The following is a 23,522-nucleotide window of genomic DNA, read 5'->3' on the forward strand; positions in this document are numbered from 1 at the left end:
CGCCTTTGCTTTGCTCGCGGTTTTATACGCGAAAGCCAAGGGGTTGTCACGCGATCGGCACAAGATTTAGGGGGCGGGCCGGGGGCCGGACGCAGGGTGCAGTCACGGCGCTCGAATTGCCGTGACGGTCGAGCCGGCGCCGTCGTCAGTGACTTCGAAATATTGCGCGCGCGTGCCCAGTTCGGCGAAAAGCTCATCGCCGGTGCCTGTCATCCAGGCCTGCGCACCGAGGGCGCAAATCTCGTCGTAAAGCGCGGCGCGGCGGGCGGCGTCGAGATGGGCGGCGACCTCGTCCAAGAGCACGATAGGCGGCGCGCCGAAATCCTCGACAAGGGCGCGGGCGTTGGAGAGCACCAGCGAGATGAGCAGCGCCTTCTGCTCCCCGGTGGAGCTGTCGGCGGCAGGCACGCCCTTGGCGGCGAACACCCCGTAGAGGTCGGCGCGGTGAGGGCCGACAAGGGTGCGCCCCGCGGCAAGATCGCGAAAGCGGCTTTCCTGGAGCGCGCTGCGCAGATCATCGGCGCTGCGCGGCATCTCGCCTTCGGTCTGGATCAGATCTAGCTGGGCGGCGGGGAACTGGGTGCTGGCCTGCTGCTGTGCCTCGGCGATGCGGGCAAGCGCTCGTTGGCGGTTCGAATGGATTTCCGCGCCCGCATCCGCCATCTGCGATTCCAGCGCGCGATACCACATCGGGTCGCGCACCTGATCCTTGAGCAGGCGGTTGCGCTGCCGCATCGCCTTTTCGTAAGTCAGCGACGCTTCACCGTGACCGGGAAAGAAGCTGAGCGTCATGCGGTCGAGAAAGCGCCGCCGCCCGTCCGCGCCTTCGATCCAGAGCCGGTCCATCGAGGGCAAAAGCCATAGCATCCGCACCAGTTCGCCCAGACGCGTTTGCGGCGCGGGCTTGTCATTGATCCTGACCTGACGCGGCGTGCCGTCTTCGGAATGAGAGGCGATGTCCTGAAGCCCTTCGGGCGTTTCGACGAGGCCGGTGATTTTCCAGCCCAGGGCTTCGGGCCTCCGGGTCATGTCCTGCGCGGATGCGCGCCGCATGCCGCGACCTGGGGAGAAGAGCGAGACCGCCTCGATCAAGTTGGTCTTGCCGGCGCCATTCGGGCCGTAAAGCACCACGGGCCGCGCATCGAGGTCGAGCGCGCTGCGCAGGTGGGACCGGAAATGCGACAGCGTGAGGCGGCTGATATGAAGTGGCAAAACGGTGGCCTTGCCGAAATGCGCTTAGACGCGCATCGGCATCACAACATAGACGGCGCTGGTGTCGTTGCCTTCGCGCATCAGCGTTGGATCGCCCGCGGAATTGAACATGAAGACGGCATTCTCCCGGTCGACCTGGCTGGCGATTTCGAGAAGGTATTTCGCGTTGAACCCGATCTCCAGCCGATCATCGCCGTAGGCGACAGCCAATTCCTCTTCGGCGGCGCCGCTATCGGGGGCGTTGACCGAGAGGATCAGGCGATCCTCGTCAAGCGCCATCTTCACAGCGCGCGAGCGTTCGGAGGACACGGTCGCAACGCGGTCCACCGCCTTGGCGAACTCGGCCGCATCGACTTCGAGTCGGCGCGTGTTGCCTTGCGGGATGACGCGCGTGTAGTCGGGGAAAGTGCCGTCGATCACCTTGGAGGTGAGGGTGATGCTCGGCGTGGCAAAGCGCACCTTGGTTTCCGAAACGGATACGGCGATTTCCATGTCGTCATCGTCGAGCAGCTTGCGCAGCTCGCCCACGGTCTTGCGCGGGACGATCACGCCGGGCATATCCTCGGCCCCGCTTGGCAGGGGCGCGTCGATCCGGGCGAGCCGGTGGCCATCGGTCGCGACGCAGCGCAGTGCGCGGCCGTCTTCGCCGTCGGCGATATGCATGTAGACGCCGTTTAGGTAATAGCGCGTTTCCTCGGTCGAGATGGCGAATTTCGACTTATCGAATAGCTTGCGCAGAACCGGCGCGGGGGCAGAGAAATTGGCGCTGTATTCGGAGGACGCCATCACCGGGAAATCCTCTTTCGGCAACGTCGCCAAAGAGAAGTTGGAGCGCCCGGCTTCGACCGTCAATCGCCCGGATGCGCTGTCTTCGGAGACCGAGACCAGTGCGCCATCGGGCAGTTTTCGCACGATTTCGTGCAGCGTTACGGCGGACACTGTGGTCGCCCCGGCCCGCTCGACCTGCGCGGTGGCGCGGTCCACGACCTCGATGTCGAGATCCGTGGCGCGGAATTGCACGGTGTCGCCCTCGGCTTCGATGAGGACGTTGGCGAGGATCGGAATGGTGTTGCGCCGCTCCACGACGGATTGCGCCTGCGAAACCGCCTTGAGCAGGGTGCCGCGTTCCATGCTGAATTTCATGCCGTATCCTCCGTTCGGCCGGAGGCCGACAGTATTCCTCTTTCGGGGCGTAAACCATCCCCAATCGTCGCGCGATTTTTTGGCAGGATTGATTGCAGGGTCAAGAGCGGGCCGTGCAGTAACTTGCGCAATGATGCGGATTTGCCGGTCCTATGCCTCGAGTGACCGGCGCAAAAGTTCTACATCCTCGTCGATCTGCGCATCCTGCTTACGCAATTCCTCGATCCGGCGGACGCCGTGCATGACGGTGGTGTGATCGCGCCCGCCGAAATGACGGCCGATCTCCGGCAGGGAACGCGTGGTCAGTTGCTTGCACAGATACATGGCGACCTGGCGCGGGCGTGCGAACGTGCGAATCCGCTTGGGTCCGACAAGATCGGAATGGCGGATGAGATAATGATCGGCCACCTTGCGCTGGATCTCCTCGATGGAGACCTTGCGTTCGGACTCGCGCAGGATATCGGTCAAACATTCTTGCGTCAGATCCATGTTGATCGGCTTGCCGACCAGCGAGGCAAAGGCGAACAGCCGGGTCAGCGCGCCTTCGAGAACGCGCACATTGCTGACGATCCGCGCGGCGAGGAATTCGAGGATGCCGGGGCAAAGTTCGAGGCCGGGATACATCTGGCTATAGGTTTCGGCCTTCGATTGCAGGATCCCGAGGCGCAATTCGTAATCGGTCGGATGCAGATCGACGACGAGACCGCTTTGCAGGCGCGAGCGGATGCGGTTTTCCAGCGCCTTGATCTCGTCCGGCGCACGGTCGGCAGAAATGATGATCTGCTTTTGCTGATCCACGAGCGCGTTGAAGGTGTGGAAAAACTCGTCTTGCGTGTTGTCCTTGCCGGCGATGAATTGCACATCATCGACCATCAGGACATCGACGGACCGGAAGAGTTGCTTGAAATCCATCATCTTGCGGTCGCGCAGCGCCTGAACGAAGCGATACATGAACTGTTCCGCAGAGAGGTTGAGCACGTTCAGATGCGGCTGCCTCGTGCGCAATTCCCACGCGATGGCATGCATCAGGTGCGTCTTGCCGAGCCCAACGCCGCCATAGAGAAACAGCGGATTGAACGTGACGGGCCCGCCTTCGGCCACGCGCTTGGCTGCGGCATGGGCAAGCTCGTTCGGCTTGCCGACGACGAAACTGTCGAAGGTGAAGCGCTTGTCGAGCGGAGAGCCGGCCAGCACATCGTTGACCGGCGGTTGCGCGGCAACAGCAGGAGCCACCGGCACGGGTGCATCGTGCTGGACGCCCGGGTTTTTCGGCCTCTCGGCGGTGACGACCTCGAACTCGATTCGCCGCACGGATGGGTTCGTCTGGGTGATCTTCGACAGAAGAACGTCGCCGTAGTTCTGCGAGACGTAATTGCCCAGAAAGTTGGTCGGAACTCCGAAGCGGGCGATCCCCTCGGAGGTTTCGATGAATGTCAGCGGCTCGATCCAGCTTTGAAAACTGTTTGCCCCCAATGTCTTGCTAAGCTCATCCCGGATTGTGCCCCACTGTTCTTGCGTCATGTCCCATGTCCCACAAAGCGCGCCATTTTACCTGCGCCGTTCCCCATCCAACAAAGAGGCACCCCTGCCTCTTGCGGCACATCGAACAAGGGGGATCGGCACCCAACAGGCGTTGAGCGGCGCAACAGAACAGGGTCGCGCCCCGCAAAACGTGCGCGTTGCAGCCCAATGTCAAAATGGACAAGGTCGCCGACATACTGTCGATCTTATACGCGGACCGTTTTCCCGGCAGTCGAGTTAACGATTACGGTCCAGCAGAACCTGTCCCCCCAAGTACGATGTGACTCGCAAGACAGACATTACCCGCGCGGATCCGATTGCTTCAACTCATCTTCGGTATTGACTCGCGGCTTGCCGAAAAAGAATCCCAAACCGGTGCAAACCCGCGCAAGCCGGCAAAAAAATGCCGCCCCCGAAGGAGCGGCATCTTGATTTGTAGATATGTTCGGCGCAGCCGGCGATTCCCGGCGCCGTGATCTTCAGCCCAGCGCTTTGACGCGAGAGGACAGGCGCGACATCTTGCGCGCTGCGGTGTTCTTGTGGAAAACGCCCTTGGTCACGCCGCGCATGAGTTCGGGCTGTGCGGCGCGCAGGGCAGCGGTCGCTGCTTCCTTGTCGCCGGATGCGATCGCTTCCTCGACCTTGCGCAGATAGGTGCGGATGCGCGAGCGGCGCGCCTTGTTGACGGCGAAGCGCTTTTCGTTCTGCTTCGCACGCTTTTTTGCCTGGGGCGTATTGGCCATGTGTTCTATCCTGGTTCGTCTGTTTCAATCGGGTTGCATAATGACTGCACGCCCGGGAACGATAACCGGATCGAATCTTGCCTGAGCGGGCATCACACGCATATGCCGGGGCGTATAGCCCCGGTTGCCGGTCAAGGAAAGCCCTATTTCGCGCCTATCTGTCGCGGAACTGCGCGGTGCGCTTTTCCTGGAAGGCTTCCATGCCTTCTTTTTGGTCTTCGGATGCGAAGAGCGAATGAAAGAGCCTTCGTTCGGACAAAAGACCCTCGGCCAGCGTCGTCTCATAGGCGCGGTTCACCGCCTCCTTGACGGCGAAACTGGCGAGCAGAGATTTCTCGGCGATTTTTTCGGCGGCAGAGCGGGCCTCTTCCATGAGCGATTTCGCCGGAACCACGCGGCTTACAAGACCGGCACGCTCGGCTTCCTCGGCATCCATGAAGCGGCCCGTCAGGTGCATGTCCATGGATTTCGATTTGCCGACGAAACGGGTCAAACGCTGCGTTCCGCCAAGGCCCGCGACAACTCCGAGATTGATCTCCGGCTGGCCGAACTTGGCGCTGTCCGCGGCGATGATGAAATCGCACATCATCGCAAGCTCGCAGCCGCCGCCGAGCGCGTAACCCGCAACTGCGGCGATCACCGGCTTGCGGGTCCGTGTCAGCTGCATGGATTCGTTGCCGAAGTAATCGCTGAGGAACATCTCGACAAAGGTCTTTTCCGACATCTCCTTGATATCCGCGCCCGCTGCGAACGCCTTGGCCGAGCCGGTCAGAATGATGCAGCGCACCTTTTCGTTCTTGTCCGCATCGCGAAGTGCGGTGGCAAGTTCCTTGAGAAGCTGGCTGTTCAGCGCGTTGAGCGCATCGGGCCGGTTCAGTTTTATGGTGGCGACGTGATCTTCGATTTCGACGATGATCGTCTCATAAGCCATGAACATGCGCTCCGTTCGGTGATCTGTAGCGCGAAGCCTTACGCATCCGGGCGGTGCCGTTCAAGCTATCTTTGGCAGGCCGGACAATAGAAGGTCGACCGGCCCGATTGCACGATTCGGCGGATGGTCGCGGTGCAGCCGGGGGTGCGGCAGGGCGCGCCCTCGCGGCCATAGACATCGAAACTGTGCTGGAAATAACCGAGCTCGCCATCGGCCTGCCGGAAATCGCGCAGCGATGATCCGCCGGCATCGATCGCGTCCTGCAGAACCTCGCGGATGATCGGAACGAGGCTCGCCAGCCGTTTGCGCGACAAACGCCGGGCCTGCCGGGCCGGATGGATGCCCGCGCGGAACAGCGCCTCGCAGACATAGATATTTCCAAGGCCTGCCACGGTCTTCTGATCCAGAAGCGCGGCTTTCATCGGCGTCTTTCGTTCCGACAGTCGCGAGACGAGATAGGCATCGTCGAACCGGTTGCCGAAGGGTTCGGGGCCTAGGGCGGCGAGCAGGCGATGCGCCTCGCCGCTCTCGGTGGGGAACAGATCCATCGCGCCGAACCGCCGCGGGTCGTTGAAGGTCACGCGGGCGCCATTGTCCATATGCAGCACGACATGATCGTGCTTCTGCGGAGCGGGATGTGCATGGACGAAACGGCCTAGCGGATCACCGGAAACCAGCATTCGGCCCGACATTCCAAGATGGATCAGCGCGGTTTCTCCGCTGCCCAGATCGGCGAGGATGTATTTCGACCTGCGGCGCAGTTGCAGCACCTTCTGGCCGGTCAGCCGGTCAGCCATGTTCTCGGGAAACGGCCAGCGCAGATCGGGGCGGTTCACCTCTGCCCGCACGATGGTCGCGCTTTCCATTGCGGACACGAGCCCGCGTCGAACCGTCTCAACCTCTGGCAATTCGGGCATTTGGCCTGTCTCAACTCCTGTCGCCGCATTGTAACGCCGTGCCGGCGCTCTATAAGAAGGGCTGGCAGGCAAGGCGACAAGGTTTATGGCAGACGAAACCCATTCGACCACACATTTCGGCTTTCAAGACGTGCCGGAAGGCGAAAAGGCCGGGCGCGTGCAGGGCGTGTTCCGTTCGGTCGCGTCCAAATACGACGTGATGAACGATGCGATGTCCCTTGGCATCCACCGCCTCTGGAAGGATGCGATGATGGATTGGCTGGCGCCGCGCGCCGGGCAGCGTCTGCTCGACGTGGCCGGCGGGACGGGGGATATCTCGTTTCGGTTCCTCAAGCGCGCCGGACGCGGACATGCGACGGTTCTCGATCTGACCGAATCCATGCTGATCGAAGGGCGCAAGCGCGCTGAAGCGAACGCAATGAGCGACAGTCTCGATTGGGTAGTGGGGGATGCAATGAACTTGCCCTTCGCCGACAATACGTTCGACGTCTACACGATCTCTTTCGGCATCAGGAACGTCACCCGCCCGCAGGAAGCGCTGAACGAGGCGTTCCGTGTGCTGCGGCCCGGTGGGCGACTGATGGTGCTGGAGTTCAGCCAGATCCCGAACGACATGATGCAGAAGGTCTATGACCTCTATTCGTTCAACATCATCCCGCGGATGGGGCAGGCCATCGCAGGGGATCGCGACAGCTATCAGTATCTGGTCGAATCGATCCGCAAGTTCCCCGATCAGGACACGTTTCTCGGCATGGTGCGCGCTGCCGGTTTCGAGAACGCCAGGTATCGCAACCTGAGCATGGGAATTGCCTGTCTTCATTCCGGCTGGAAGATCTGAGATGCGGGGGCCGCACAACCTTCTTCGACTGATCCGAACCGGCGCGACGCTGGAGCGAACGGGTGCGATGGGCGATGTGCTCGATGCGTTCGAGGCGCCCAAAACGCTGCGTGTCGCGGCGCGGCTGCTGGGTTGGCCGTTCAAATGGCTCGGCTATTCGGGCGATCCGTCCATGCCGCCGGTGCCCCGCGCGCTGACGGCGCTCGGCCCGGCCTATATCAAGTTCGGCCAGGTGCTCAGCACGCGCCCTGATGTGGTGGGCGAGAAACTGGCCACGCAGATGCGCGTGCTACAGGACAAGCTGCCGCCGTTTTCCATTGAGGAAGCCAAGGCGACGATCGAGACCGAGCTTGGCGTGCCTGTGGAAACACTGTTTTCCGCCTTCAGCGAACCCGTTGCGGCGGCGTCTATCGCGCAGGTGCACAAGGCACAGACCGCGCAATCGGGCGAGACCGTGGCCGTCAAGGTGCTGCGTCCCCATATCGAACGGGATTTCCGCAAGGATATCGATGCGTTCTACTTTGCCGCCGGCATGGTCGAGGTGCTGTCCCCGTCCTCCCGCAGGCTTCGGCCGAAGGAAGTGATCGCGCACTTCGAAGGCGTCGTGATGGGCGAGCTCGATCTGCGGCTCGAATCGGCCTCCGCTTCGGAATTCGCGGCCAACACGGCGCATGATCCGGGGTTCCAGGTTCCCGCCATCGACTGGGAGAAATCCAGCCGCCGGGTGATGACAATGGAATGGGCCTCCGGCGTGCCGCTGGGCGACAACGCGGCGCTCGATGCCGCAGGTCACGACCGCGTTGCGCTGAGCGAGCGGGTGCTGCAGCTCTTTCTGCAACACGCGCTGCGCGACGGGTTTTTTCATGCGGACATGCACCAGGGCAACCTCAAGGTCGCCGCGAATGGCGATATCATCGCGCTCGATTTCGGGATCATGGGCCAGATCGACGAATACACCCGCCGCGTCTATGCCGAAATCCTCTACGGTTTCATTCGCCGCGATTACAAGCGCGTGGCCGAAGTGCATTTCGAGGCCGGATATGTGCCCGCCGACCGCGATGTCGATGAATTCGCGCGCGCCCTGCGCGCCGTCGGAGAGCCGATCTTCGGCATGGATGCGACGCGGATCTCGATGGGACGGCTGCTCAACTACCTGTTCGAGGTGACGGAGCGCTTCGGAATGCAGACCCGGACTGAGTTGATCCTGCTTCAACGCACGATGGTCGTCGTCGAAGGCGTGGCCCGCTCGCTCAATCCCAGAATGAACATATGGAACGTCGCGCGCCCGATTGTCGAGGAGTATATCAAGACGAGCATCGGGCCGCGCGCCTTTGCCCGCGATCTGGGCAAGACGGCGGTGGTTCTGGCGCGCTTTGGCCCGCGTTTGCCCAAGCTCATGGAGCAGGTTCTGATCGCCCAGGCACAGGACCGACCGGCGCCCAGGGTGAACAAAACGCGGCTCGCGGCGACTTGGCTGTCTGTCGGTGCGGCCGGCGGCGTCGCGCTGTCGCTCATTCTTGGCGCTTTTCTCTGAAAATTGCTGCTTGGCGTAACGAATTCGTAACGTCCCTGCACCTAGTGTTCCGTGAAACCGCAGAACGCGAGGGTGATCGTGACGGCACGGATCAAGGCAGCAGTTGCAGGCATCGCCGCGATAGTCTGGATGTCATGCGCGTCCGATACGCTGGCGAATATCTGCGATGCAGCCGCCTATCGCGCGGCGGAGGCCGCGGGCGTTCCGGCGGAGGTGATGCTGACAATTACACGACTGGAAACGGGGCGCGGCAAGGATGCCAGCCCGTGGCCCTGGGCGGTGAATCACGCCGGTGACGGAAGCTGGTTCAAGACGGAGGATGAGGCGCGTTCCTATGTTTTTTCCAAAGTGAAACGCGGCGTCACGAATATCGATATCGGCTGTTTCCAGATCAATTACCGTTGGCATTCGGAGGCGTTTCGCAGCCTCGACGAGATGTTCGATCCCGATCTGAACGCAGCCTATGCGGCACAGTTTCTCAAGGATCTGCACACGGAGTTCGGCAACTGGACGGATGCGGCCGGGGCCTATCACAGCAGAACGCCGCTCTATGCCGACCGCTACAAGGCGAAGTTCGGCGATTACCGCGAACGAGTGGCGAAGCTGGCTCGGCCCCCGGCTGATCCGATGCCGCGCAAGTCCAAGGTGCGCATGTTCGCCTCGGGGGGAAGCGCGCCGCCGGGATCGCTTTTCGTGGCGGAAGCGTCGGGGGCGGCACCCTTCATCGATTTCGGCAGGGCGAATTGATGGACGTCGTCAGAACCCTCTTCGCCAACCCGACCGTGGCGCTGGCTGTAGCGCTCATGGCGGTGATCGTGATGATGATCCTGCCGGTCCCGGCCTTCGTTCTGGATGTCGGGCTGGCGGCATCCTTCGCCCTTGCGATCCTGATCTTCACGGTCACGCTTTTCGTGGAGCGACCGCTCGATTTCTCGGCCTTTCCGACGATACTGCTGGCATCGCTGATGCTGCGCCTGTCGCTCAATATCAGCTCGACCAAGCTGATCATCGGGCAGGGGCATACCGGAACCGATGCCGCGGGCAACGTGATTCAGGGTTTTGCCGATTTCGTCATGGGCGGCAGCGTGTTTCTCGGGCTCGTGGTGTTCGGCGTTCTGCTGATCGTCAATTTCATGGTCATCACCAAGGGCGCGGCCCGCATGGCCGAGGTCGGTGCGCGCTTCGCGCTTGACGGGATGCCGGGCAAGCAGCTCGCCATTGACAGCGATATGGCTGCGGGCGCGATCACCCATGCCGATGCGCGCGCGCGTCGCGAGACAGAGCTTCAGGAAACCACGTTCTTCGGTTCTCTCGATGGCGCATCGAAATTCGTCAAGGGTGATGCCGTTGCCGGGCTTTTGATCACGCTGCTCAACCTGGTGGTGGGGTTGATCATGGGCGCGGTGGTGCATGGCATGCCCATCGGCGCGGCGTTCGAAACCTATGCGATCCTCACCGTCGGTGACGGGTTGGTCACGCAGATTCCCGCCGTGATCATTTCCATCGCCGCGGCGCTTCTGCTCGCCCGTGGCGGCGCCACCGGAGCGACCGATCTCGCCATCACGTCACAATTGGGCAAGCATCCGGCCGCGCTCGCCACTGTCGCAGTTCTGATGGTGGTGTTCGCATTGGTGCCCGGTCTGCCCTTTGTTCCTTTCCTTCTAGGCGGCGCAATCCTTGGTGCACTTGCGTTCTGGGTCAGCCGCAAGGCGATGCTACCCGACACGGACCAGGCAGATGAACCGGCACCTGCGAAGAAGGATCGCCCGATCGGCGATTCGCTCGATCTTGATGATCTTCACCTGGAATTTGCGCCCGATCTTGTGGATATGGTCCTCGATCCTGCGAGCGGGCTGGATTCGCGCATTACCAACATGCGGATGCATATCGCCCGAAGTTTCGGAACGATCATGCCCGAAGTCCGCCTGACCGACGAGCCGACCTTGCCGGATGGAACTTATGTCATCCGTATCCATGGGGTCGAGACGGCACGCGGTGTCCTCCACCCCGATATGATGCTCGCGCTGATTCCCGAGGGAACCCTGACCCTGCCCAAGGGAACCGACGTCGAAGAGCCGGTCTATGGCGCGCCGGCCCGCTGGATCCAGATATCCGAGCGGGAGGATGCGCAGATGAATGGATTGACCGTCGTTTCCCCCAGCGAGGTGCTGGCGACCCATTTGCTTGAGGTCATCAAGCGCAACCTGGGCCGCTTGTTGACGATGAAATCCCTGCAGCGGCTTCTCGATGAGTTGCGCGCGCTGTCCAACCCCGCAAGGGCCGAGGCGAACCGCGCTCTGATCGATCAACTCGTGCCGGACAAGGTGCCGCTCGACACGTTGTTACAGGTTCTCAAGCTCTTGCTGGACGAACAGGTTTCGATCCGCAATTTCCAGCTGATCCTCGAAGCGTTGTCGGAAACGCGGGGGCAGGGGCACAGTGCGGAAGCGCTGTGTGAACACGTTCGTCAAAGGCTCGGGTTTCAGCTTGTCGCCTCGATGCGGCGGGATGACGGCACGATACCGCTCGTTCAGCTCGCGTCCGATTGGGAAAAGCGGTTCGAGGAATGCGAAGTTTCGGGAGATCGCGGCGCACCCGATGTCGCGCTGCCGCCCAAGGATTTCGAGAAACTCGCCAAGAGCATCGCCGAGGAGATGGCAAAGGCCGGACAGAAAGGTGTGTTTCCCGCCCTGATCACGCAAGGACGCAGAAGGCGCTTCCTGCGAAGCCTGCTGTCGGCCAAGGGCATCGCGAATCCCGTCATGGCGTTCGAGGAAATCGGCCCGGACGCAAAACCGGCGCTTGTCGGAACGATCGCGGCCTGACGATGATGGGCGGGGTCTTCAACGAAATCGCCGGTCAAATCTGGCTCGTCGCGGCAGTCTTTATCCGCATTGCCGCCGCACTTTCCATGGCGCCGGGATACGGGGAAAAATCGGTGTCGGTGCGCGTGCGGCTCCCGATCGCGTTCTTTCTGTCGCTTGCCATCGCGCCGGTGGTTGAGCCCTATCTGCCCGAACGGCCCCCGGATGGCCGCGAAATGGCGCTCTTCCTGCTTCGCGAGACAGGTTTTGGCCTGTTCCTCGGGCTATGCGCACGCGGGATCGTCTTCCTGCTGGAAATGACGGGAACGGTTATCAGTCAGACGATATCGCTGGCGCAGATGCTGGGAACGGCGACCGAACCGATGCCGGTGATCAGTCACATCCTGACGGTCACCGGGCTTGCGCTGATTTTCACGACTTCGCTGGGTGATCAGATCATTTATGCGTTTGTCGCAAGCTACTATGCTGAACTGCCGAGTTGGTCGGACCTGGTGTCTCATTTCGCCAAAACGACGACGGCGCTCCTTGATTTCCTCTTTCGAAACGCGGTGCTGCTCGGCTCCGGGTTCATCGGGCTCTTCTTTGTCTATTATCTGTTCATCGGTTTCGTGAACAAGGCGATGCCGCAATTCATGGTGTCCTTCATCGGCATACCCTTCGTCGCGCTTTTTTCGATCTATTTCCTGCTCGCGCACGGGGAGCTTTTGCTGACGGTCTGGCAGGAAAAGGCGCGGACCATCCTCATGATGGCGTTTGAGGGTGCGGAATGAGCGGGGAGAGCGAAGACCAAGGCGACAAACCCTATGAAGCCTCCCGGCGCAAGCTGGAAGAGGCGCGAAAGAAAGGGGAGATCGTAAGATCGCAAGATGCCGTCAATCTGGGCGGTCTGGTGCTGTTCATCCTGGCGGTTCATGTTCTGTTTGGCGGCGTGATGACGGATATCGTCGGCGACATCGCCGCTTTCCTTCGCCGGGCGATACAGGATCCGGCAGGTCAAGACGCGCCAAGGCTTTCCGCGGCTGTCGCCGGATGGATCCTGCCGATGGTGATCGTGCTCTTTCTTGTTCCGTTCTCGGTGATCCTGACCGGGTTGATTGCCGCGCGGCAGGTGATCTTCACGGCCGACAAGCTGAAGCCGAAGCTGAACCGCATCTCGCCGCTGGCCAATGCGAAGAAGAAATACGGTCCGTCCGGGCTTTTCGAGTTTCTCAAGAATTTCATCAAGTTCCTTGTTTTCGCGGGGATCATGACGGTGTTCGCGCGCGACAGTTATCGTCTGTTCGAAAGCGCGATCCTGCGCGGGGCGCATGCCGCCCTGGCCAATGTGTTCGACATGGCCGTTCGCTGGCTCTGGTGCGCGTTTGCCGCCTATTGCGCCTTTGCCGTGATCGATCTGTTCTGGCAGGCCAAGGAGCATGCCAAAAAGAACCGGATGTCGCACAAGGAGTTGAAGGACGAGCACAAGAATGAGGAGGGCGACGAGAATGTCAGGCAGCAGCGGCGCGCCCGAGCAGAAGAGATCGCGACCAACCGGATGCTTGTCGATGTGCCCAAGGCGACCGTGGTGATCACCAATCCGACCCATTTCGCCGTGGCCTTGCAATGGTCGGGGGCGCCGGGAACGGTTCCGAAATGCGTCGCTCGGGGAACGGATGAGACCGCGCGCAAGATCCGTGAGATCGCCATGCAATCGGGCGTCCCACTTTATCGCGATCCGCCAACCGCGCGAGAGATCTATGCCAACGTGAAAATCGGCATGACGATCGAGCAGGACCACTACAAGGCGGTCGCCGCCGCCATCGCTTATGCACGGCGTATCCAGAATGGGATGAGGAAATGAAAAAAACCGCCGGTTTGACGAAAGCTCAGGAGGTTTTGCAGGCGCAAGCCGATAAGCTGTTTGCGCTACGGGCGGAGCAGCGCCGGATGAGCCGCGCATTGCACGAACGAGAACGCGAGATGACGGAACAGGCGCGCGCGCTTCATGACACGCTACACGAAGACGCGGTGCGGGATCCGGCCATGTTTCGGTTTCGGGAGCTGCGGTTGCAAAAGCTGTCGCGCGATCTTCGTTCATTGAAACCGGGAATGAACAGGGCGGCGCAGCAGGGAGAAGCCGTTCAGGCGGCGCTGAAAGGGGTCATGCGCAAGCAGCTCGGCGTTTCGCTCATGATCGAGCAACTGGATGCCGAGGCGCCGGTTTTCGAAACCGAAGCGCAGCGCCTGCAGACCTTGTTTGAAATGAAAAAGCGACGCTAGCTGAGATCCTGCCGCGCCATGTCGGTGACGAGGATGGTCGCGGGTTTACCGCCTAGAACAGCTTTTGCACGATGCGAAAGCGCGTCTTTCACCAATTCGAGAGTCTTGCGCGAAATCAGTTCGTCCTTGAACCCGCCAAGCGCCGCCAGGCCGAAAAGCTCTTCGATGAATTCGTCGCGCAGTTTCGGCTCCAGTCTGCGCACCTGATCGGCCAGCCCGGTTTCGACCTCCAATGCGATCGACAGGATCACCATTGCGCGGACGCGGTTGTTCAGGATCACCGGAACGACGAACTGATTTGGCAATTTGACGATTTCGGTGTCTTTCGCCGACTCCGCCTCCGTTGCAGGCGCCGGTTCCAGCTTTGCCGCCGCCGCGTCCGGGTCAGCGGCCGGCGCTTCCGGCGGAGGGGCAAGGAAGATCGCTGCGCCGCCCCCGGCAGCCAGTCCAAGGAGAAGAGAAACGAGCGGGAAAAGTTTTTTGATCATGCGACCTCCGAATTCGGGCTAGAACGGCAGCACGGCGTCGAGCATTTGCTGCCCGTACCGTGGTTGTTGCACATCGCTTATCTGACCTCGGCCGCCATAAGAGATCCGCGCTGACGCGATCTTGTCATAGGTGATCTCGTTCTGCCGGGTGATATCCGCTCGGCGCACAAAACCCGAAACGAGAAGTTCGCGGAGTTCGAAATTCACGCGCACTTCCTGCGTTCCCTCGATGCGCAAGACGCCGTTTGGCAGAACGCCCGTTACCGTGGCAGCGATGCGCAGCGTCAGCTTTTCGTTGCGCCGAACAGACCCGTTGCCCTTGCTTTGGCTGGAGGATTCGAGATCGACCGCGGTATCAAGACCGGCCCCCTCGGGCAGGTCTTTGTTCTTGCGCTGTGGCAGGCCGAACAACTGAGCAACGCCGAGCGCTTCGGACCCGGACCTGCCGCGCGAGGTGGTGTTCGAGATCTCGGCCTTGTCGTTTATTTCAATGATGACGGTCAGGATATCTCCGGTCGTATAGGCGCGCCGGTCGCCGAAAAGCGAGCTCTGATCTCCGCTCCAGAGCGAGGCGCGTCGGTATTGTGCGGTATCCGGCGTCGTGACCGGCAAGCCGGAATAGATCATCGCTTGTCGTTCAACGCTTTTGTCCTGCGGCGTCAGATCCGGCGGTTTGCCGATATGATCAATACGGCTGCAATTGAGTAGCGTCGTCGCGGCGGCGAGCGTCAGAAGAAACGTAATTTTCATGTCAGGGGAGCACCTTGAGCCAGCCATCCTGCTGCACTTCGGCCTGGATGGTCATGCGTGATGACAGGTTCATTGCGCGAATGATATCGCCCGCCGAACCGCGTTCGAGCGCGCGCGCTTCGGTGTCGATGGTCAGACCGTTCAGGGTGAAACTTGCCGGGACGACCTGATTGCGTTCGACCACCGCGGCTTGGATGAGATTGGCGGCCATTACGGCGCGGCCGGCATAGACGGCGCGTTTCACTTCGAAACCGATCGCATCGTCCAGCGATGTGACGGCGCCCGGCACTTCGGCATCCTGAAGCTGCACGCTGTCGCCGGCGATGACCTCCTTCGGGCGAATGGTTTTGACAGCGACGACGGAGTCCGCCTGAGCGGCTGAGGCCAGTATCGCGCTTACAATGAAACCAACAGCGCGCATCACCGCACCTGCGTGGTTGCGCCGAGCATCTGATCGACGGCGGAAATGACCTTGGCGTTCAGCTCGTATCCGCGCTGAGCTTCGATGAGTTCGGTCAATTCCCGCACCGGATCGACTGAACTGTCCTCAAGATAGCCCTGACGCAACGTGCCGAGCCCATCCTCCCCAGGCGTAGCGACAAGCGGACCGCCGGAGGCTTCTGTCTCGGCGAAGAGATTTCCGCCCAGCGCTTCGAGCCCTTTCGCGTTGGCGAACCCTGCAAGGTTCAGTTGCCCCAGTGCCTGCGGCTCCGGTTCATCGGCGAAATAGGCATAGACCTCCCCTTCGGGGTTGATCGAAATGCTGCGTGCGTCTTCCGGGACAACGATCTCCGGCGCGACCGGGAACCCTTCGGATGTGACGATCCGGCCTTCTGCATCGCGTTTGAGCGATCCGTCTCGCGTGTAGGCTGTTTGGCCGGAAGGCAAGGTCACCTCAAGAAAGCCGTTGCCGTCGATCGCCAAATCGAGATCGGAATTGGTCTGACTAAGCGAGCCTTGGGCAAGGTGCACCGAAACCGCCGCCGGCCTGACCCCGAGCCCGACCTGCACTCCCGTGGGCAACACAGTCCCGTCGGATGCGTTGACGGTGCCGGCGCGTGCGACCTGTTGGTAATGCAGATCGGAAAACTCCGCCCGCCGGGCATTATAACCTGTGGTGTTCATGTTAGAGAGATTGTTGGAAATGATCTCCACCCGCATCTGCTGGGCGGTCATTCCGGTCGCTGCGATCTTGAGAGCGCGCATATCGGTCTCCTTTACTTGATCAATGTTTGCATGGCGGTTTTTGCCCGCTCGTCGTCCATCTCGATAAGCTTCTGGCCAAGCTCGTAGGCACGCTGCACTTCGATCATGCGGGCAAGTTGCGAGATCGCATCAACGTTCGAGCCTTCAAGATGGCCCTGAAGCAGCTTGCCGTCCTCCGCAGGTGTCAGCTCCGCCTCGGTCTTGAAGAGCACACCCGACTCGCGCTCCAGCGCGGCACCGGGCTCTACTTCTACGATGCCGACTTGCCCCAAAAGCCTGTCTCCAAGGCTGATCGTGCCGTCGGAGGCGATCTTCACATCGCTACCGCCCTGCGGAAGATTGATCGGGGCCCCGCCGCCATCGAGCAGGCGGTGGCCATCGGCGCTCACGATATCGCCAGCCGCATCCACGTTGAACGCACCCGAGCGGGTGAGCCGCGGGCCATCGGGGGTGTCGAGCTGGAAATAGCCGCTGCCTTCGATGGCGAGATCGAGCGTGTTTCCCGTTTGTGTCAAAATGCCTTGCGCGTTGGACGTTGTCTTGATGCGCGCGGCGGCCATGGACAAGCTGTCGCCGTCATTGACGGCCTGGATGTACTCGGAAAAGACGATGCCTTGCTGGCGATATCCAGTTGTCGCCGCATTCGCGATATTATGCGCGATCGTTTCCATTTCGCGCATCAACCCCGATTGGCGGGTCAGTGTAACGTATCCTGCGTTTTCCATGTCAACCTCCGGCTATGGATGGGATGATGACGGTGTGAAAGAAATCCGTCAGACTGCGTGTCATGAAGCTCATGGACATCCAGAACACGCCAAGCATGGCGATGAGCTTGGGAACGAAGGTTAGCGTCATTTCCTGGATCGAGGTCAGCGCCTGAAACAGGCCGATCGCTACACCCGTCAAAAGCGCGACGAGAAGCACCGGCGCCGAGATCATGACGGCAATCCGCAACCCTTCGCGCAGGACATCGAAGATGTAGCCATCGCTCAGCATCGGGTCAGACCGGCATCCGCAGGATTTCCTGATATGCCTCCACCACACGATTGCGAACCGTCACCGCGGTCTCGACCGCAAGCTGCGATTGTGACAGCGCCTCCACGAGCGCATGAGGATCGGCGTCACCGTACATAGAGCCCATCGCGGTCGATTCGGTCGACTTGAGCGTTTCGGCGAAATCTTCCGTGATCTTGGCAAAACTCTGTGCGATGGCATCGCGCGGGTCGGGTTTGGTCGCCGGCTTCAGCGCGGCGTATTGCTGTGATGCGAAAAGCGATTTGACATCCATGTCCTGTCTCCGTTCCGAAAAGGTTACTTGCGAAGGAGGTCCATCAATCCCGAAGACATTTGCCGGGCTTGATCGAACATCTTGAGATTGGCCTCGTAGCTGCGCTGGGCCTCGCGGGCGTCTGCGATCTCCGTTACCAGATCGACGTTCGATCCGATGTAGTGGCCGGTTGCATCGGCCAACGGATGGCCCGGGTCGTAGATTTTTTCGCCTTCTCGCTTGTCGAGGTTGAGCTTGCCAACCGCGACCTTGGCAATTCTGTCGAACCCGGCTTCCGCGTCAAAAGACACAAGTTTGCGGCGATAACCCGGTGTATCGGTGTTCGCGACATTCTCGGCAACGATCATAAGGCGGTGCGATTGCGCCTTGAGACCGCTGGCCGAAACGCCCAAGGCGTCTGAAAAGGCTGACATTTATCTGGCTCCTATTGCTTGCTCAACGCGCTGCGCAGCATCCCCAGGGAGGCGCGATAGACGGCAAGCGCCCGGTCATGTTGTCGCTTGGCATCGACGGAGTTGAGAATTTCGTTCTCGAGGATCACACCGTTTCCGTTGGGCTCCGCGCCAGCCCGCGTGCGGGTCGGCACAGAGGAAACTTCTTTCGATCCGGCCAGGTGATCGCTTCGCGTTGCGCGAAGTGCGAAGGCGCTGTCGCGTTCTGGCAGCAGTGTCGAAAAGTCGGCTACGGCTCGGGCACGAAACTTCGGGGTGTCGGCATTCGCGATGTTCTGCGCGGTCACGGCCTGTTTCAGGCCCGCGTGCCGCGCCATGGACATCGCGGTTTTGAACATATCCAGGTTCTGGAACATTTTCAGGGTTTCTCCCTCGTTAGGCTCAACGAAGGCTTAACCCTGATTCCTTTAGAAAGGGTTTGCAGAATGAAGAATGGAGCGCGCGATGCAAAATGCAGCCCTGTCGCAGCTGACAACCAGACTGGCCGGTATCGCGCCTGCACGGCCCATTGGCCGCGTTGTCGCCGTTGACGGTCACATTTTGACGATCGCCGGTCTTGAAACCGAAGTGAAACTCGCGGATCGCTTGCGCCTGAAGCGCGCGGATGGGTCCTTTCTGACGGGCGAAGTGCTGCGGATCGATGAAGGCACCGTCACGATGTTACCCGACGACCCGCCCGAACAGGTGGCACTGTCCGATCGCGTCGTTTCCCTTGGGCCGAGCCGGATCGCGCCTTGTTCCGACTGGATCGGCCGGGTGGTCGATCCGTATGGCCGTTCGCTGGATGGTCGGGCTTTGACGCAAGGCGACGAATTGCTCGATATCTACAACGAGCCCCCGCCACCCATGGTTCGTAAGCCCCTCGGGAAACGGCTGGAAACCGGGTTCGATCTTTTTAACACCATGCTCCCGATCGTGCGCGGTCAAAGGATTGGCATCTTTGCCGGGTCCGGTGTCGGAAAGTCCACTCTCGTGGCCGATTTCGTCAAAGTGATCGAGGCAGATGTCGTCGTTCTTGCGCTCGTGGGTGAACGAGGGCGGGAAATCAACGAGTTCACGCGGCATGTCCTGGGCCCCGAGGGTATGCAAAGAACCATCGTCGTGGCCGCGGGCGCCGATATGGCGGCCACGGCGCGTATGCGGTGTCCTCTCGCGGCGATGCGGATTGCGGAACATTTCCGCGATACCGGCAGGCAGGTATTGCTTATCGTCGATTCGCTTACGCGGTTTGCCGAGGCGCAGCGTGAAGTCGCCATTTCCGGCGGTGAATTTCCAAGCCTTCGGGGGTTCCCGCCCTCAACGCCGGCAAAGCTAACCAAGTTTGTGGAACGGGCCGGTCCGGGGCCGGAAGGTGCGGGGGATATCACCGCGATTTTCAGCGTTCTTGTGGCGGCGTCGGACATGAATGAGCCGGTTGCCGATATGCTCCGCGGTGTTCTGGACGGGCATGTTATTCTCGACAGAACCATCGCAGAACAAGGGATATTTCCCGCAGTGGACGTTCTTGGTTCGGTATCCCGTTCCCTCCCAGGCGCTGCGTCGGATATCGAAAACCAGCTTATCGGTCGCGCGCGCTCTCTTCTGTCGAGCTATCAGCAGAGTTCAGCGCTGATAAGCGCCGGCCTCTATTCGGAAGGTGCCGATACAGCGCTCGACCAAGCCGTGGCATTCCACCCGATCTTCCGGGAATTCAAGATCGGAAGAACCAATGGCTCGTCCAATGATAGCTTTGAGCGGCTCGCTCTCGGTCTGCGCCGATGCGGCACACAAAGGCTCGGCCGAGCGTGACTCTGTGACCCAATTTCCCGGCATGGCGTCATTTCCCCGAAAGCGACAGCAACCTTTCCTCCAAGGGCAGAAGTTGCCGCAGGGATTTCAAGCAACCGTAGGCGTTATGTTCGCGCAAAAAGGCGCTGGCCCTATCGAGCAGTCTAACGCTTCTGTCATCCTGAAACACTGTTGTCAGCGATCCGATCTGCCCTTGAAGGCGCGTCGTGACCGAACTGGCATCGACATCACCGCTCAGCAATAGCTGCGCCAGATAGCATGCGCGACGAACAGGCGTGTTCGCATCCTCTGGATGAATCGCATCCTTGAGCCTGAGGATGTTCGCTTTCGGCGACAGCACCGTGAAGCGGCTGCGCCGATCACCGTTTTCGATCACCGCACTATTGATCATAATGCGTTCCTTGGGGCTCAGCTTCAGAACCAGTCCACTCATTTGTCGCCTCCGGCCGGTGCCAGACCGCGCAGAACAGAAAGATTGATGTCAACCAGGGCATCGACCTCCAGACCCTCATTCAGCACCTTGCGTGAATGATCCTGAACAAACTCCCCGAGATAGAAGATCCTCGCCCTCAGATCGGCCGGCAAAGCATTCGATGTCAATGCAACGTCGGCTGACAAAATGCTCCAGAGGCGGCGGTTTGCATGAATAGCGGCAACGAACTTTCGGTAGTCTTCGTTGCGTGTTTCCGCGGCGAACTTTAGCTCCCGAGTGACGCGAAGGATGATATCGCGCTCAGTTTCCGCTGGCGATTTGACCGAATTCGACGGGGTTTCCGAGCTGTAGGCATATGCATGTGCGTTCAAAGCGGTGGTCCTAGGCTTGAGGTTGTAAGGAAGCGGGCCGCTTCAGCGGCCCGCCCCGGGGTTTAGCGGAAGAGCGAAAGCAGCGACTGCGGGGCCTGATTGGCGATCGACAGCGCCTGAACGCCCAACTGCTGCTGAACCTGAAGCGCCTGAAGCCGCGCGGACGCTTCCTCCATATCGGCATCAACCAGCGTACCGATTCCCGACTTGAGCGAATCCGTCAGGCTCGAGATGAAGCTTGCCTGAGTCTCGATCCGCCCCTGCGCAGAGCCAAACGAGGCCGCCGAATCGATCGAGTTCTGGATCATGAACTCGATCGAAACGAGCGCGGCATCGGCGCCGGCATCCGTCGTGACGTCGATGTCGTTCAGCTTTTCCAAGCCGCCGCCGATCGTCACCTGTGTCGGCGCTGTCAGCGTGTTGATTTGGGCATCGATGGTATCTGTAGCATCCGTCACCGATGAACTGATGCTCAAGTTATCGCCCGTCGCCGTTACATTAAAAACGTCAGTATCTAGCCCTTGGTCAGCGGCATAAATTGCGAACGCCTGGGCGAGACCTTTGGCCACGTCCCCCGCGGTCTCTCCGTCTCGTGCGATGTACATGATCTTTTGCGCATCAGCGGCTGTCCCGCCTGTGGTGTAGTCTGCGGCTGTAAAAGTACTGTTGTCGGCATCGGTTGCCGAGATTTGAAGACTAAACACCTGTCCCGCACCGGTCGGCGTGCTCACCGTAAGCGTTTCTGCTTGCGTTGCATCTAGGGTTTCCGGTCCATCGATAGTCGCTACCGTGCCGCCCGTGACTGAACTCGCGGCCGTACCCAAGTCCTTCTTGGCGACCGCGATATCGCTGGCCGTAACACCCGTCGCGGAGCGATCAAGCGAAGCAAGGACATTGACCGTACCGGAGCCGGCGTCCTGAGACCGGTTCGATAGAAGGTTCAGACCGTTGAACTGTGCCGCGCCGACGACCGCATTGATCTGATCGCGAAGCGCGACGATGTCGGTCTGGATCTTCGCCCGATCGACGTTCTGTTCCTGAGAGGCAACGATCTTGCCCTTCATTTCCGTAAGAAGATCGGTCACCGTTTCGGCACCGTTGCGCGCCACCGCAACGGTCGATTCGCCGAGGTTCAGACTGTCGGAGATCCCCTGGAATCCCTTTACATCCGATTCCATGACCTTGGAGATGGACCAAACCGCCGCGTTGTCACGGGCGCTCGCCACCGTTTTGCCGGTCGAAATTTCGCTCTGCGTATCGGAAAGGCGAGAATTGATCGACTTGAGAGTTTGAAGAGCAACCATTGCTCCGTTGTTTGTCAGAATACTGGACATATTGTTCCTTTCAAACGTGCTTTGCACCTTGTTGAAGCCGCGAACGATCAATCAGTTCGCAGCTGTTATTCGGTCATTCTGACACCTGCCGAGAGCATCTCTCGCGCCACATCGAATGTGCGATGACGAAAATGATGTAGAATCGTAAACAGAACCTGAATCCAAAATGATGTTTCTCTTTGGATTTTGCTAAAATTCCTACTAAAGATCCGACGGTGTTAAGTATTTATTTGCAACCTCGTGCGCTTATATGGGACAAATCCACGGGGGTATTTCAGATGCAAATAGCGCAGATAATCACTGCCGCGGCTTCTCGCCCTTGCGAAGGTCTTCATACTACTCACCCCGAGGCAGCATTTATGACCTCAATGAACGAGGTCATGTCGGCACCAGACCCACGTTGCCCCGCCGAGCGCAGCGGTGAAAACTCTCTGATCGAAGATACACAGCCTGAATTAGGAGAATATGCCGACACCGCGTACATCGATAGGTCATCGAACAGCGAAGAACAAATACGCGTTTTATGTAAAACACTCGCGCCATGCCGTTCCCTCAAAAAGCATATTCAGCCTGAGCCACAATTACCAACACCCGTCATAGAAGATGAGAACGGGCAGGAAAAAACAAAGGTCGAAATACAGTTGGAGAGTGATCCTCTGAAAAGCAAAGCTAAAATCATTGATGTAAAAAAGGGTAAATTTGAAACCGACATAATTAAGTCGGGGCAAAGCCATGGTGAGCCGGTTGCGCAAATGGTCAATAATGCTATTTCAAACCCAGATCTTTCGAAGACGGAACCCGATTGGCTTGGTGCGCGGTTAAAAATTTCTCCTGACTTCATAAAACACGGCGACTCCCTAGGGTCCTCCAATGCAACAGTTGGTCGCTATCCTCAACCCACAGAACAAGTCGATTGCGATAACAGCGTAGTTAACGGTAGTGATAATAGCGCCGAATTCAATTCAAGCCTGATGTCCCGCAACGATTTGAAGGAGGAAACAGAGAGGCCGAGTTTTCGGACAGACAGCACGTACGATCGGGTGCCGGAAGGCAATACGGCGCCAATCAATCTAACCAAATCTCAGGGTTTTGAAAGCGCTGACATACGAAATTCGCTTCTCAACAGGAAAGGAGATAACCAACCTGCAACGCCATCAATAGAACCCGACAATGCCGCCGGTGGTTCAAAAGAAATTGAACCAATCTCGTTGAAGGTTAAGAAAACTCATGAGGCGATGGAGATCAGATTTATCAGCCACGGGCGGGAAGCGCTCGATCAGCTATCGAAAAATTCGGTCCTTCTGAAGGAAGATCTTGCGAAATTGGGCATTGATAACTTCGATTTAAGTTTTTCGCACGATCATGATCGAGCAAATCCGGAAGGATCATCGCATCAGTTTGCAGACCCAGCGCCAGCGGAGAGTGTCGATATCCACGATGTGGGCAACTATCGACCTTTCGAAGATGGCTTGGACATAAGGATATAAGT

General features: G+C 59.7%; 27 protein-coding genes. 9 read left to right on the forward strand and 18 right to left on the reverse strand.

Translation table 11 applies throughout. The features are described 5' to 3' along the window. Positions 1-102: 102 nt before the first annotated feature. The 6 genes from recF to mutM form a co-directional block, all read right to left on the reverse strand. Positions 103-1,212 carry a DNA replication/repair protein RecF gene (gene recF / locus M3465_RS05175; protein ID WP_249500633.1) on the reverse strand — a complete coding sequence of 370 codons (1,110 nt, stop codon included), beginning with the start codon at positions 1,210-1,212 and terminating at the stop codon, positions 103-105. A gap of 24 nt (positions 1,213-1,236) precedes the next feature. Further along, on the reverse strand, positions 1,237-2,355 hold the full coding sequence (dnaN, locus tag M3465_RS05180) for a DNA polymerase III subunit beta (protein WP_249500634.1): 1,119 nt from the start codon (positions 2,353-2,355) through the stop codon (positions 1,237-1,239). A 150-nt stretch (positions 2,356-2,505) separates the two neighbouring features. Then, complete coding sequence (gene dnaA, locus M3465_RS05185; protein WP_249500635.1) at positions 2,506-3,876, reverse strand: chromosomal replication initiator protein DnaA; 1,371 nt, start codon at positions 3,874-3,876, stop codon at positions 2,506-2,508. A 479-nt stretch (positions 3,877-4,355) separates the two neighbouring features. Then, entirely contained in the window at positions 4,356-4,619 is a 264-nt protein-coding gene (rpsT, locus tag M3465_RS05190; RefSeq protein WP_249500636.1) for a 30S ribosomal protein S20, read from the reverse strand. Between the two features lie 154 nt (positions 4,620-4,773). Beyond that, positions 4,774-5,550: an enoyl-CoA hydratase gene (locus M3465_RS05195; RefSeq protein WP_249500637.1), complete on the reverse strand. Its 777-nt coding sequence runs from the start codon at positions 5,548-5,550 to the stop codon at positions 4,774-4,776. Positions 5,551-5,615: 65 nt separating this feature from the next. Beyond that, positions 5,616-6,467, reverse strand: a complete 852-nt coding sequence (gene mutM / locus M3465_RS05200) for a bifunctional DNA-formamidopyrimidine glycosylase/DNA-(apurinic or apyrimidinic site) lyase (protein WP_249500638.1) — start codon at positions 6,465-6,467, stop codon at positions 5,616-5,618. Between the two features lie 85 nt (positions 6,468-6,552). Between mutM and ubiE the strand changes: the two genes are divergently transcribed. The 7 genes from ubiE to M3465_RS05235 are packed head-to-tail and all read left to right on the forward strand — an operon-like array spanning position 6,553 to position 13,923. Beyond that, positions 6,553-7,305, forward strand: a complete 753-nt coding sequence (ubiE, locus tag M3465_RS05205; protein WP_249500639.1) for a bifunctional demethylmenaquinone methyltransferase/2-methoxy-6-polyprenyl-1,4-benzoquinol methylase UbiE — start codon at positions 6,553-6,555, stop codon at positions 7,303-7,305. 1 nt (position 7,306) lies between these two features. Next, complete coding sequence (gene ubiB / locus M3465_RS05210; protein ID WP_249500640.1) at positions 7,307-8,839, forward strand: 2-polyprenylphenol 6-hydroxylase; 1,533 nt, start codon at positions 7,307-7,309, stop codon at positions 8,837-8,839. Between the two features lie 51 nt (positions 8,840-8,890). Next, positions 8,891-9,586, forward strand: coding sequence for a transglycosylase SLT domain-containing protein (locus tag M3465_RS05215; protein ID WP_249500641.1), 696 nt, complete (start codon positions 8,891-8,893; stop codon positions 9,584-9,586). Continuing rightward, positions 9,586-11,664, forward strand: a complete 2,079-nt coding sequence (flhA, locus tag M3465_RS05220; protein ID WP_249500642.1) for a flagellar biosynthesis protein FlhA — start codon at positions 9,586-9,588, stop codon at positions 11,662-11,664. Before M3465_RS05215 ends, flhA begins: the two co-directional genes overlap by 1 nt. A 2-nt stretch (positions 11,665-11,666) precedes the next feature. Beyond that, positions 11,667-12,434, forward strand: a complete 768-nt coding sequence (locus M3465_RS05225) for a flagellar biosynthetic protein FliR (RefSeq protein WP_249500643.1) — start codon at positions 11,667-11,669, stop codon at positions 12,432-12,434. Beyond that, on the forward strand, positions 12,431-13,504 hold the full coding sequence (locus M3465_RS05230) for an EscU/YscU/HrcU family type III secretion system export apparatus switch protein (RefSeq protein ID WP_249500644.1): 1,074 nt from the start codon (positions 12,431-12,433) through the stop codon (positions 13,502-13,504). The genes M3465_RS05225 and M3465_RS05230 overlap by 4 nt, the downstream gene beginning before the upstream one ends. Beyond that, the gene (locus M3465_RS05235; RefSeq protein WP_249500645.1) at positions 13,501-13,923 is read left to right on the forward strand and encodes a hypothetical protein; all 423 of its coding nucleotides are present in this window, start codon (positions 13,501-13,503) and stop codon (positions 13,921-13,923) included. Before M3465_RS05230 ends, M3465_RS05235 begins: the two co-directional genes overlap by 4 nt. On the opposite strand, the gene M3465_RS05240 is transcribed toward M3465_RS05235, so the two are convergent. The 9 genes from M3465_RS05240 to M3465_RS05280 are packed head-to-tail and all read right to left on the reverse strand — an operon-like array spanning position 13,920 to position 18,463. Beyond that, positions 13,920-14,411 carry a flagellar basal body-associated FliL family protein gene (locus M3465_RS05240; protein ID WP_249500646.1) on the reverse strand — a complete coding sequence of 164 codons (492 nt, stop codon included), beginning with the start codon at positions 14,409-14,411 and terminating at the stop codon, positions 13,920-13,922. The genes M3465_RS05235 and M3465_RS05240 overlap by 4 nt on opposite strands. Before the next feature lie 18 nt (positions 14,412-14,429). After that, positions 14,430-15,161 carry a flagellar basal body L-ring protein FlgH gene (gene flgH, locus M3465_RS05245; RefSeq protein WP_249500647.1) on the reverse strand — a complete coding sequence of 244 codons (732 nt, stop codon included), beginning with the start codon at positions 15,159-15,161 and terminating at the stop codon, positions 14,430-14,432. A gap of 1 nt (position 15,162) precedes the next feature. Continuing rightward, positions 15,163-15,582, reverse strand: a complete 420-nt coding sequence (gene flgA / locus M3465_RS05250) for a flagellar basal body P-ring formation chaperone FlgA (RefSeq protein ID WP_249500648.1) — start codon at positions 15,580-15,582, stop codon at positions 15,163-15,165. Continuing rightward, positions 15,582-16,367 (reverse strand): flagellar basal-body rod protein FlgG, encoded by a 786-nt coding sequence (flgG, locus tag M3465_RS05255; RefSeq protein ID WP_249500649.1) that lies wholly within the window; start codon positions 16,365-16,367, stop codon positions 15,582-15,584. Before flgG ends, flgA begins: the two co-directional genes overlap by 1 nt. Positions 16,368-16,378: 11 nt before the next feature. Continuing rightward, entirely contained in the window at positions 16,379-17,092 is a 714-nt protein-coding gene (locus tag M3465_RS05260) for a flagellar hook-basal body complex protein (protein WP_249500650.1), read from the reverse strand. A gap of 1 nt (position 17,093) precedes the next feature. Continuing rightward, positions 17,094-17,363 carry a flagellar biosynthetic protein FliQ gene (locus tag M3465_RS05265; protein WP_249500651.1) on the reverse strand — a complete coding sequence of 90 codons (270 nt, stop codon included), beginning with the start codon at positions 17,361-17,363 and terminating at the stop codon, positions 17,094-17,096. A 4-nt stretch (positions 17,364-17,367) separates the two neighbouring features. Further along, positions 17,368-17,655, reverse strand: a complete 288-nt coding sequence (fliE, locus tag M3465_RS05270; RefSeq protein ID WP_249500652.1) for a flagellar hook-basal body complex protein FliE — start codon at positions 17,653-17,655, stop codon at positions 17,368-17,370. A 23-nt stretch (positions 17,656-17,678) separates the two neighbouring features. Further along, complete coding sequence (flgC, locus tag M3465_RS05275; protein ID WP_249500653.1) at positions 17,679-18,068, reverse strand: flagellar basal body rod protein FlgC; 390 nt, start codon at positions 18,066-18,068, stop codon at positions 17,679-17,681. An 11-nt stretch (positions 18,069-18,079) separates the two neighbouring features. Then, positions 18,080-18,463 (reverse strand): FlgB family protein, encoded by a 384-nt coding sequence (locus M3465_RS05280; RefSeq protein ID WP_249500654.1) that lies wholly within the window; start codon positions 18,461-18,463, stop codon positions 18,080-18,082. Positions 18,464-18,551: 88 nt separating this feature from the next. On the opposite strand from M3465_RS05280, the gene M3465_RS05285 reads away from it, so the two are divergent. Beyond that, on the forward strand, positions 18,552-19,895 hold the full coding sequence (locus M3465_RS05285) for a FliI/YscN family ATPase (protein ID WP_349305023.1): 1,344 nt from the start codon (positions 18,552-18,554) through the stop codon (positions 19,893-19,895). Positions 19,896-19,923: 28 nt separating this feature from the next. On the opposite strand, the gene flbT is transcribed toward M3465_RS05285, so the two are convergent. The 3 genes from flbT to M3465_RS05300 form a co-directional block, all read right to left on the reverse strand. Beyond that, positions 19,924-20,328, reverse strand: a complete 405-nt coding sequence (gene flbT / locus M3465_RS05290) for a flagellar biosynthesis repressor FlbT (RefSeq protein WP_249500656.1) — start codon at positions 20,326-20,328, stop codon at positions 19,924-19,926. Further along, positions 20,325-20,699, reverse strand: coding sequence for a flagellar biosynthesis regulator FlaF (gene flaF, locus M3465_RS05295; protein WP_249500657.1), 375 nt, complete (start codon positions 20,697-20,699; stop codon positions 20,325-20,327). Before flaF ends, flbT begins: the two co-directional genes overlap by 4 nt. Before the next feature lie 62 nt (positions 20,700-20,761). Then, positions 20,762-22,033, reverse strand: coding sequence for a flagellin N-terminal helical domain-containing protein (locus tag M3465_RS05300; protein WP_249500658.1), 1,272 nt, complete (start codon positions 22,031-22,033; stop codon positions 20,762-20,764). A gap of 179 nt (positions 22,034-22,212) precedes the next feature. Between M3465_RS05300 and M3465_RS05305 the strand changes: the two genes are divergently transcribed. Further along, a complete protein-coding gene (locus tag M3465_RS05305) occupies positions 22,213-23,520 on the forward strand; it encodes a flagellar hook-length control protein FliK (protein ID WP_249500659.1) in 1,308 nt (435 codons plus the stop codon). Positions 23,521-23,522 lie beyond the last annotated feature (2 nt).

Origin of the sequence: Marivita sp. GX14005 (assembly GCF_023370775.1) — a bacterium.
Classification (GTDB): Bacteria; Pseudomonadota; Alphaproteobacteria; order Rhodobacterales; family Rhodobacteraceae; genus Marivita.

What these genes read in the sequence shown, in the direction of transcription:
- dnaN (WP_249500634.1), bottom strand. Translation starts at nt 2,355, where the DNA reads ATGAAATTCAGCATGGAACGCGGCACCCTGCTCAAGGCGGTTTCGCAG.
- dnaA (WP_249500635.1), bottom strand. Translation starts at nt 3,876, where the DNA reads ATGACGCAAGAACAGTGGGGCACAATCCGGGATGAGCTTAGCAAGACA.
- rpsT (WP_249500636.1), bottom strand. Translation starts at nt 4,619, where the DNA reads ATGGCCAATACGCCCCAGGCAAAAAAGCGTGCGAAGCAGAACGAAAAG.
- M3465_RS05195 (WP_249500637.1), bottom strand. Translation starts at nt 5,550, where the DNA reads ATGGCTTATGAGACGATCATCGTCGAAATCGAAGATCACGTCGCCACC.
- mutM (WP_249500638.1), bottom strand. Translation starts at nt 6,467, where the DNA reads ATGCCCGAATTGCCAGAGGTTGAGACGGTTCGACGCGGGCTCGTGTCC.
- ubiE (WP_249500639.1), top strand. Translation starts at nt 6,553, where the DNA reads ATGGCAGACGAAACCCATTCGACCACACATTTCGGCTTTCAAGACGTG.
- ubiB (WP_249500640.1), top strand. Translation starts at nt 7,307, where the DNA reads ATGCGGGGGCCGCACAACCTTCTTCGACTGATCCGAACCGGCGCGACG.
- flhA (WP_249500642.1), top strand. Translation starts at nt 9,586, where the DNA reads ATGGACGTCGTCAGAACCCTCTTCGCCAACCCGACCGTGGCGCTGGCT.
- M3465_RS05225 (WP_249500643.1), top strand. Translation starts at nt 11,667, where the DNA reads ATGATGGGCGGGGTCTTCAACGAAATCGCCGGTCAAATCTGGCTCGTC.
- M3465_RS05230 (WP_249500644.1), top strand. Translation starts at nt 12,431, where the DNA reads ATGAGCGGGGAGAGCGAAGACCAAGGCGACAAACCCTATGAAGCCTCC.
- M3465_RS05235 (WP_249500645.1), top strand. Translation starts at nt 13,501, where the DNA reads ATGAAAAAAACCGCCGGTTTGACGAAAGCTCAGGAGGTTTTGCAGGCG.
- M3465_RS05240 (WP_249500646.1), bottom strand. Translation starts at nt 14,411, where the DNA reads ATGATCAAAAAACTTTTCCCGCTCGTTTCTCTTCTCCTTGGACTGGCT.
- flgH (WP_249500647.1), bottom strand. Translation starts at nt 15,161, where the DNA reads ATGAAAATTACGTTTCTTCTGACGCTCGCCGCCGCGACGACGCTACTC.
- flgA (WP_249500648.1), bottom strand. Translation starts at nt 15,582, where the DNA reads ATGCGCGCTGTTGGTTTCATTGTAAGCGCGATACTGGCCTCAGCCGCT.
- flgG (WP_249500649.1), bottom strand. Translation starts at nt 16,367, where the DNA reads ATGCGCGCTCTCAAGATCGCAGCGACCGGAATGACCGCCCAGCAGATG.
- M3465_RS05260 (WP_249500650.1), bottom strand. Translation starts at nt 17,092, where the DNA reads ATGGAAAACGCAGGATACGTTACACTGACCCGCCAATCGGGGTTGATG.
- M3465_RS05265 (WP_249500651.1), bottom strand. Translation starts at nt 17,363, where the DNA reads ATGCTGAGCGATGGCTACATCTTCGATGTCCTGCGCGAAGGGTTGCGG.
- fliE (WP_249500652.1), bottom strand. Translation starts at nt 17,655, where the DNA reads ATGGATGTCAAATCGCTTTTCGCATCACAGCAATACGCCGCGCTGAAG.
- flgC (WP_249500653.1), bottom strand. Translation starts at nt 18,068, where the DNA reads ATGTCAGCCTTTTCAGACGCCTTGGGCGTTTCGGCCAGCGGTCTCAAG.
- M3465_RS05280 (WP_249500654.1), bottom strand. Translation starts at nt 18,463, where the DNA reads ATGTTCCAGAACCTGGATATGTTCAAAACCGCGATGTCCATGGCGCGG.
- M3465_RS05285 (WP_349305023.1), top strand. Translation starts at nt 18,552, where the DNA reads ATGCAAAATGCAGCCCTGTCGCAGCTGACAACCAGACTGGCCGGTATC.
- flbT (WP_249500656.1), bottom strand. Translation starts at nt 20,328, where the DNA reads ATGAGTGGACTGGTTCTGAAGCTGAGCCCCAAGGAACGCATTATGATC.
- M3465_RS05300 (WP_249500658.1), bottom strand. Translation starts at nt 22,033, where the DNA reads ATGTCCAGTATTCTGACAAACAACGGAGCAATGGTTGCTCTTCAAACT.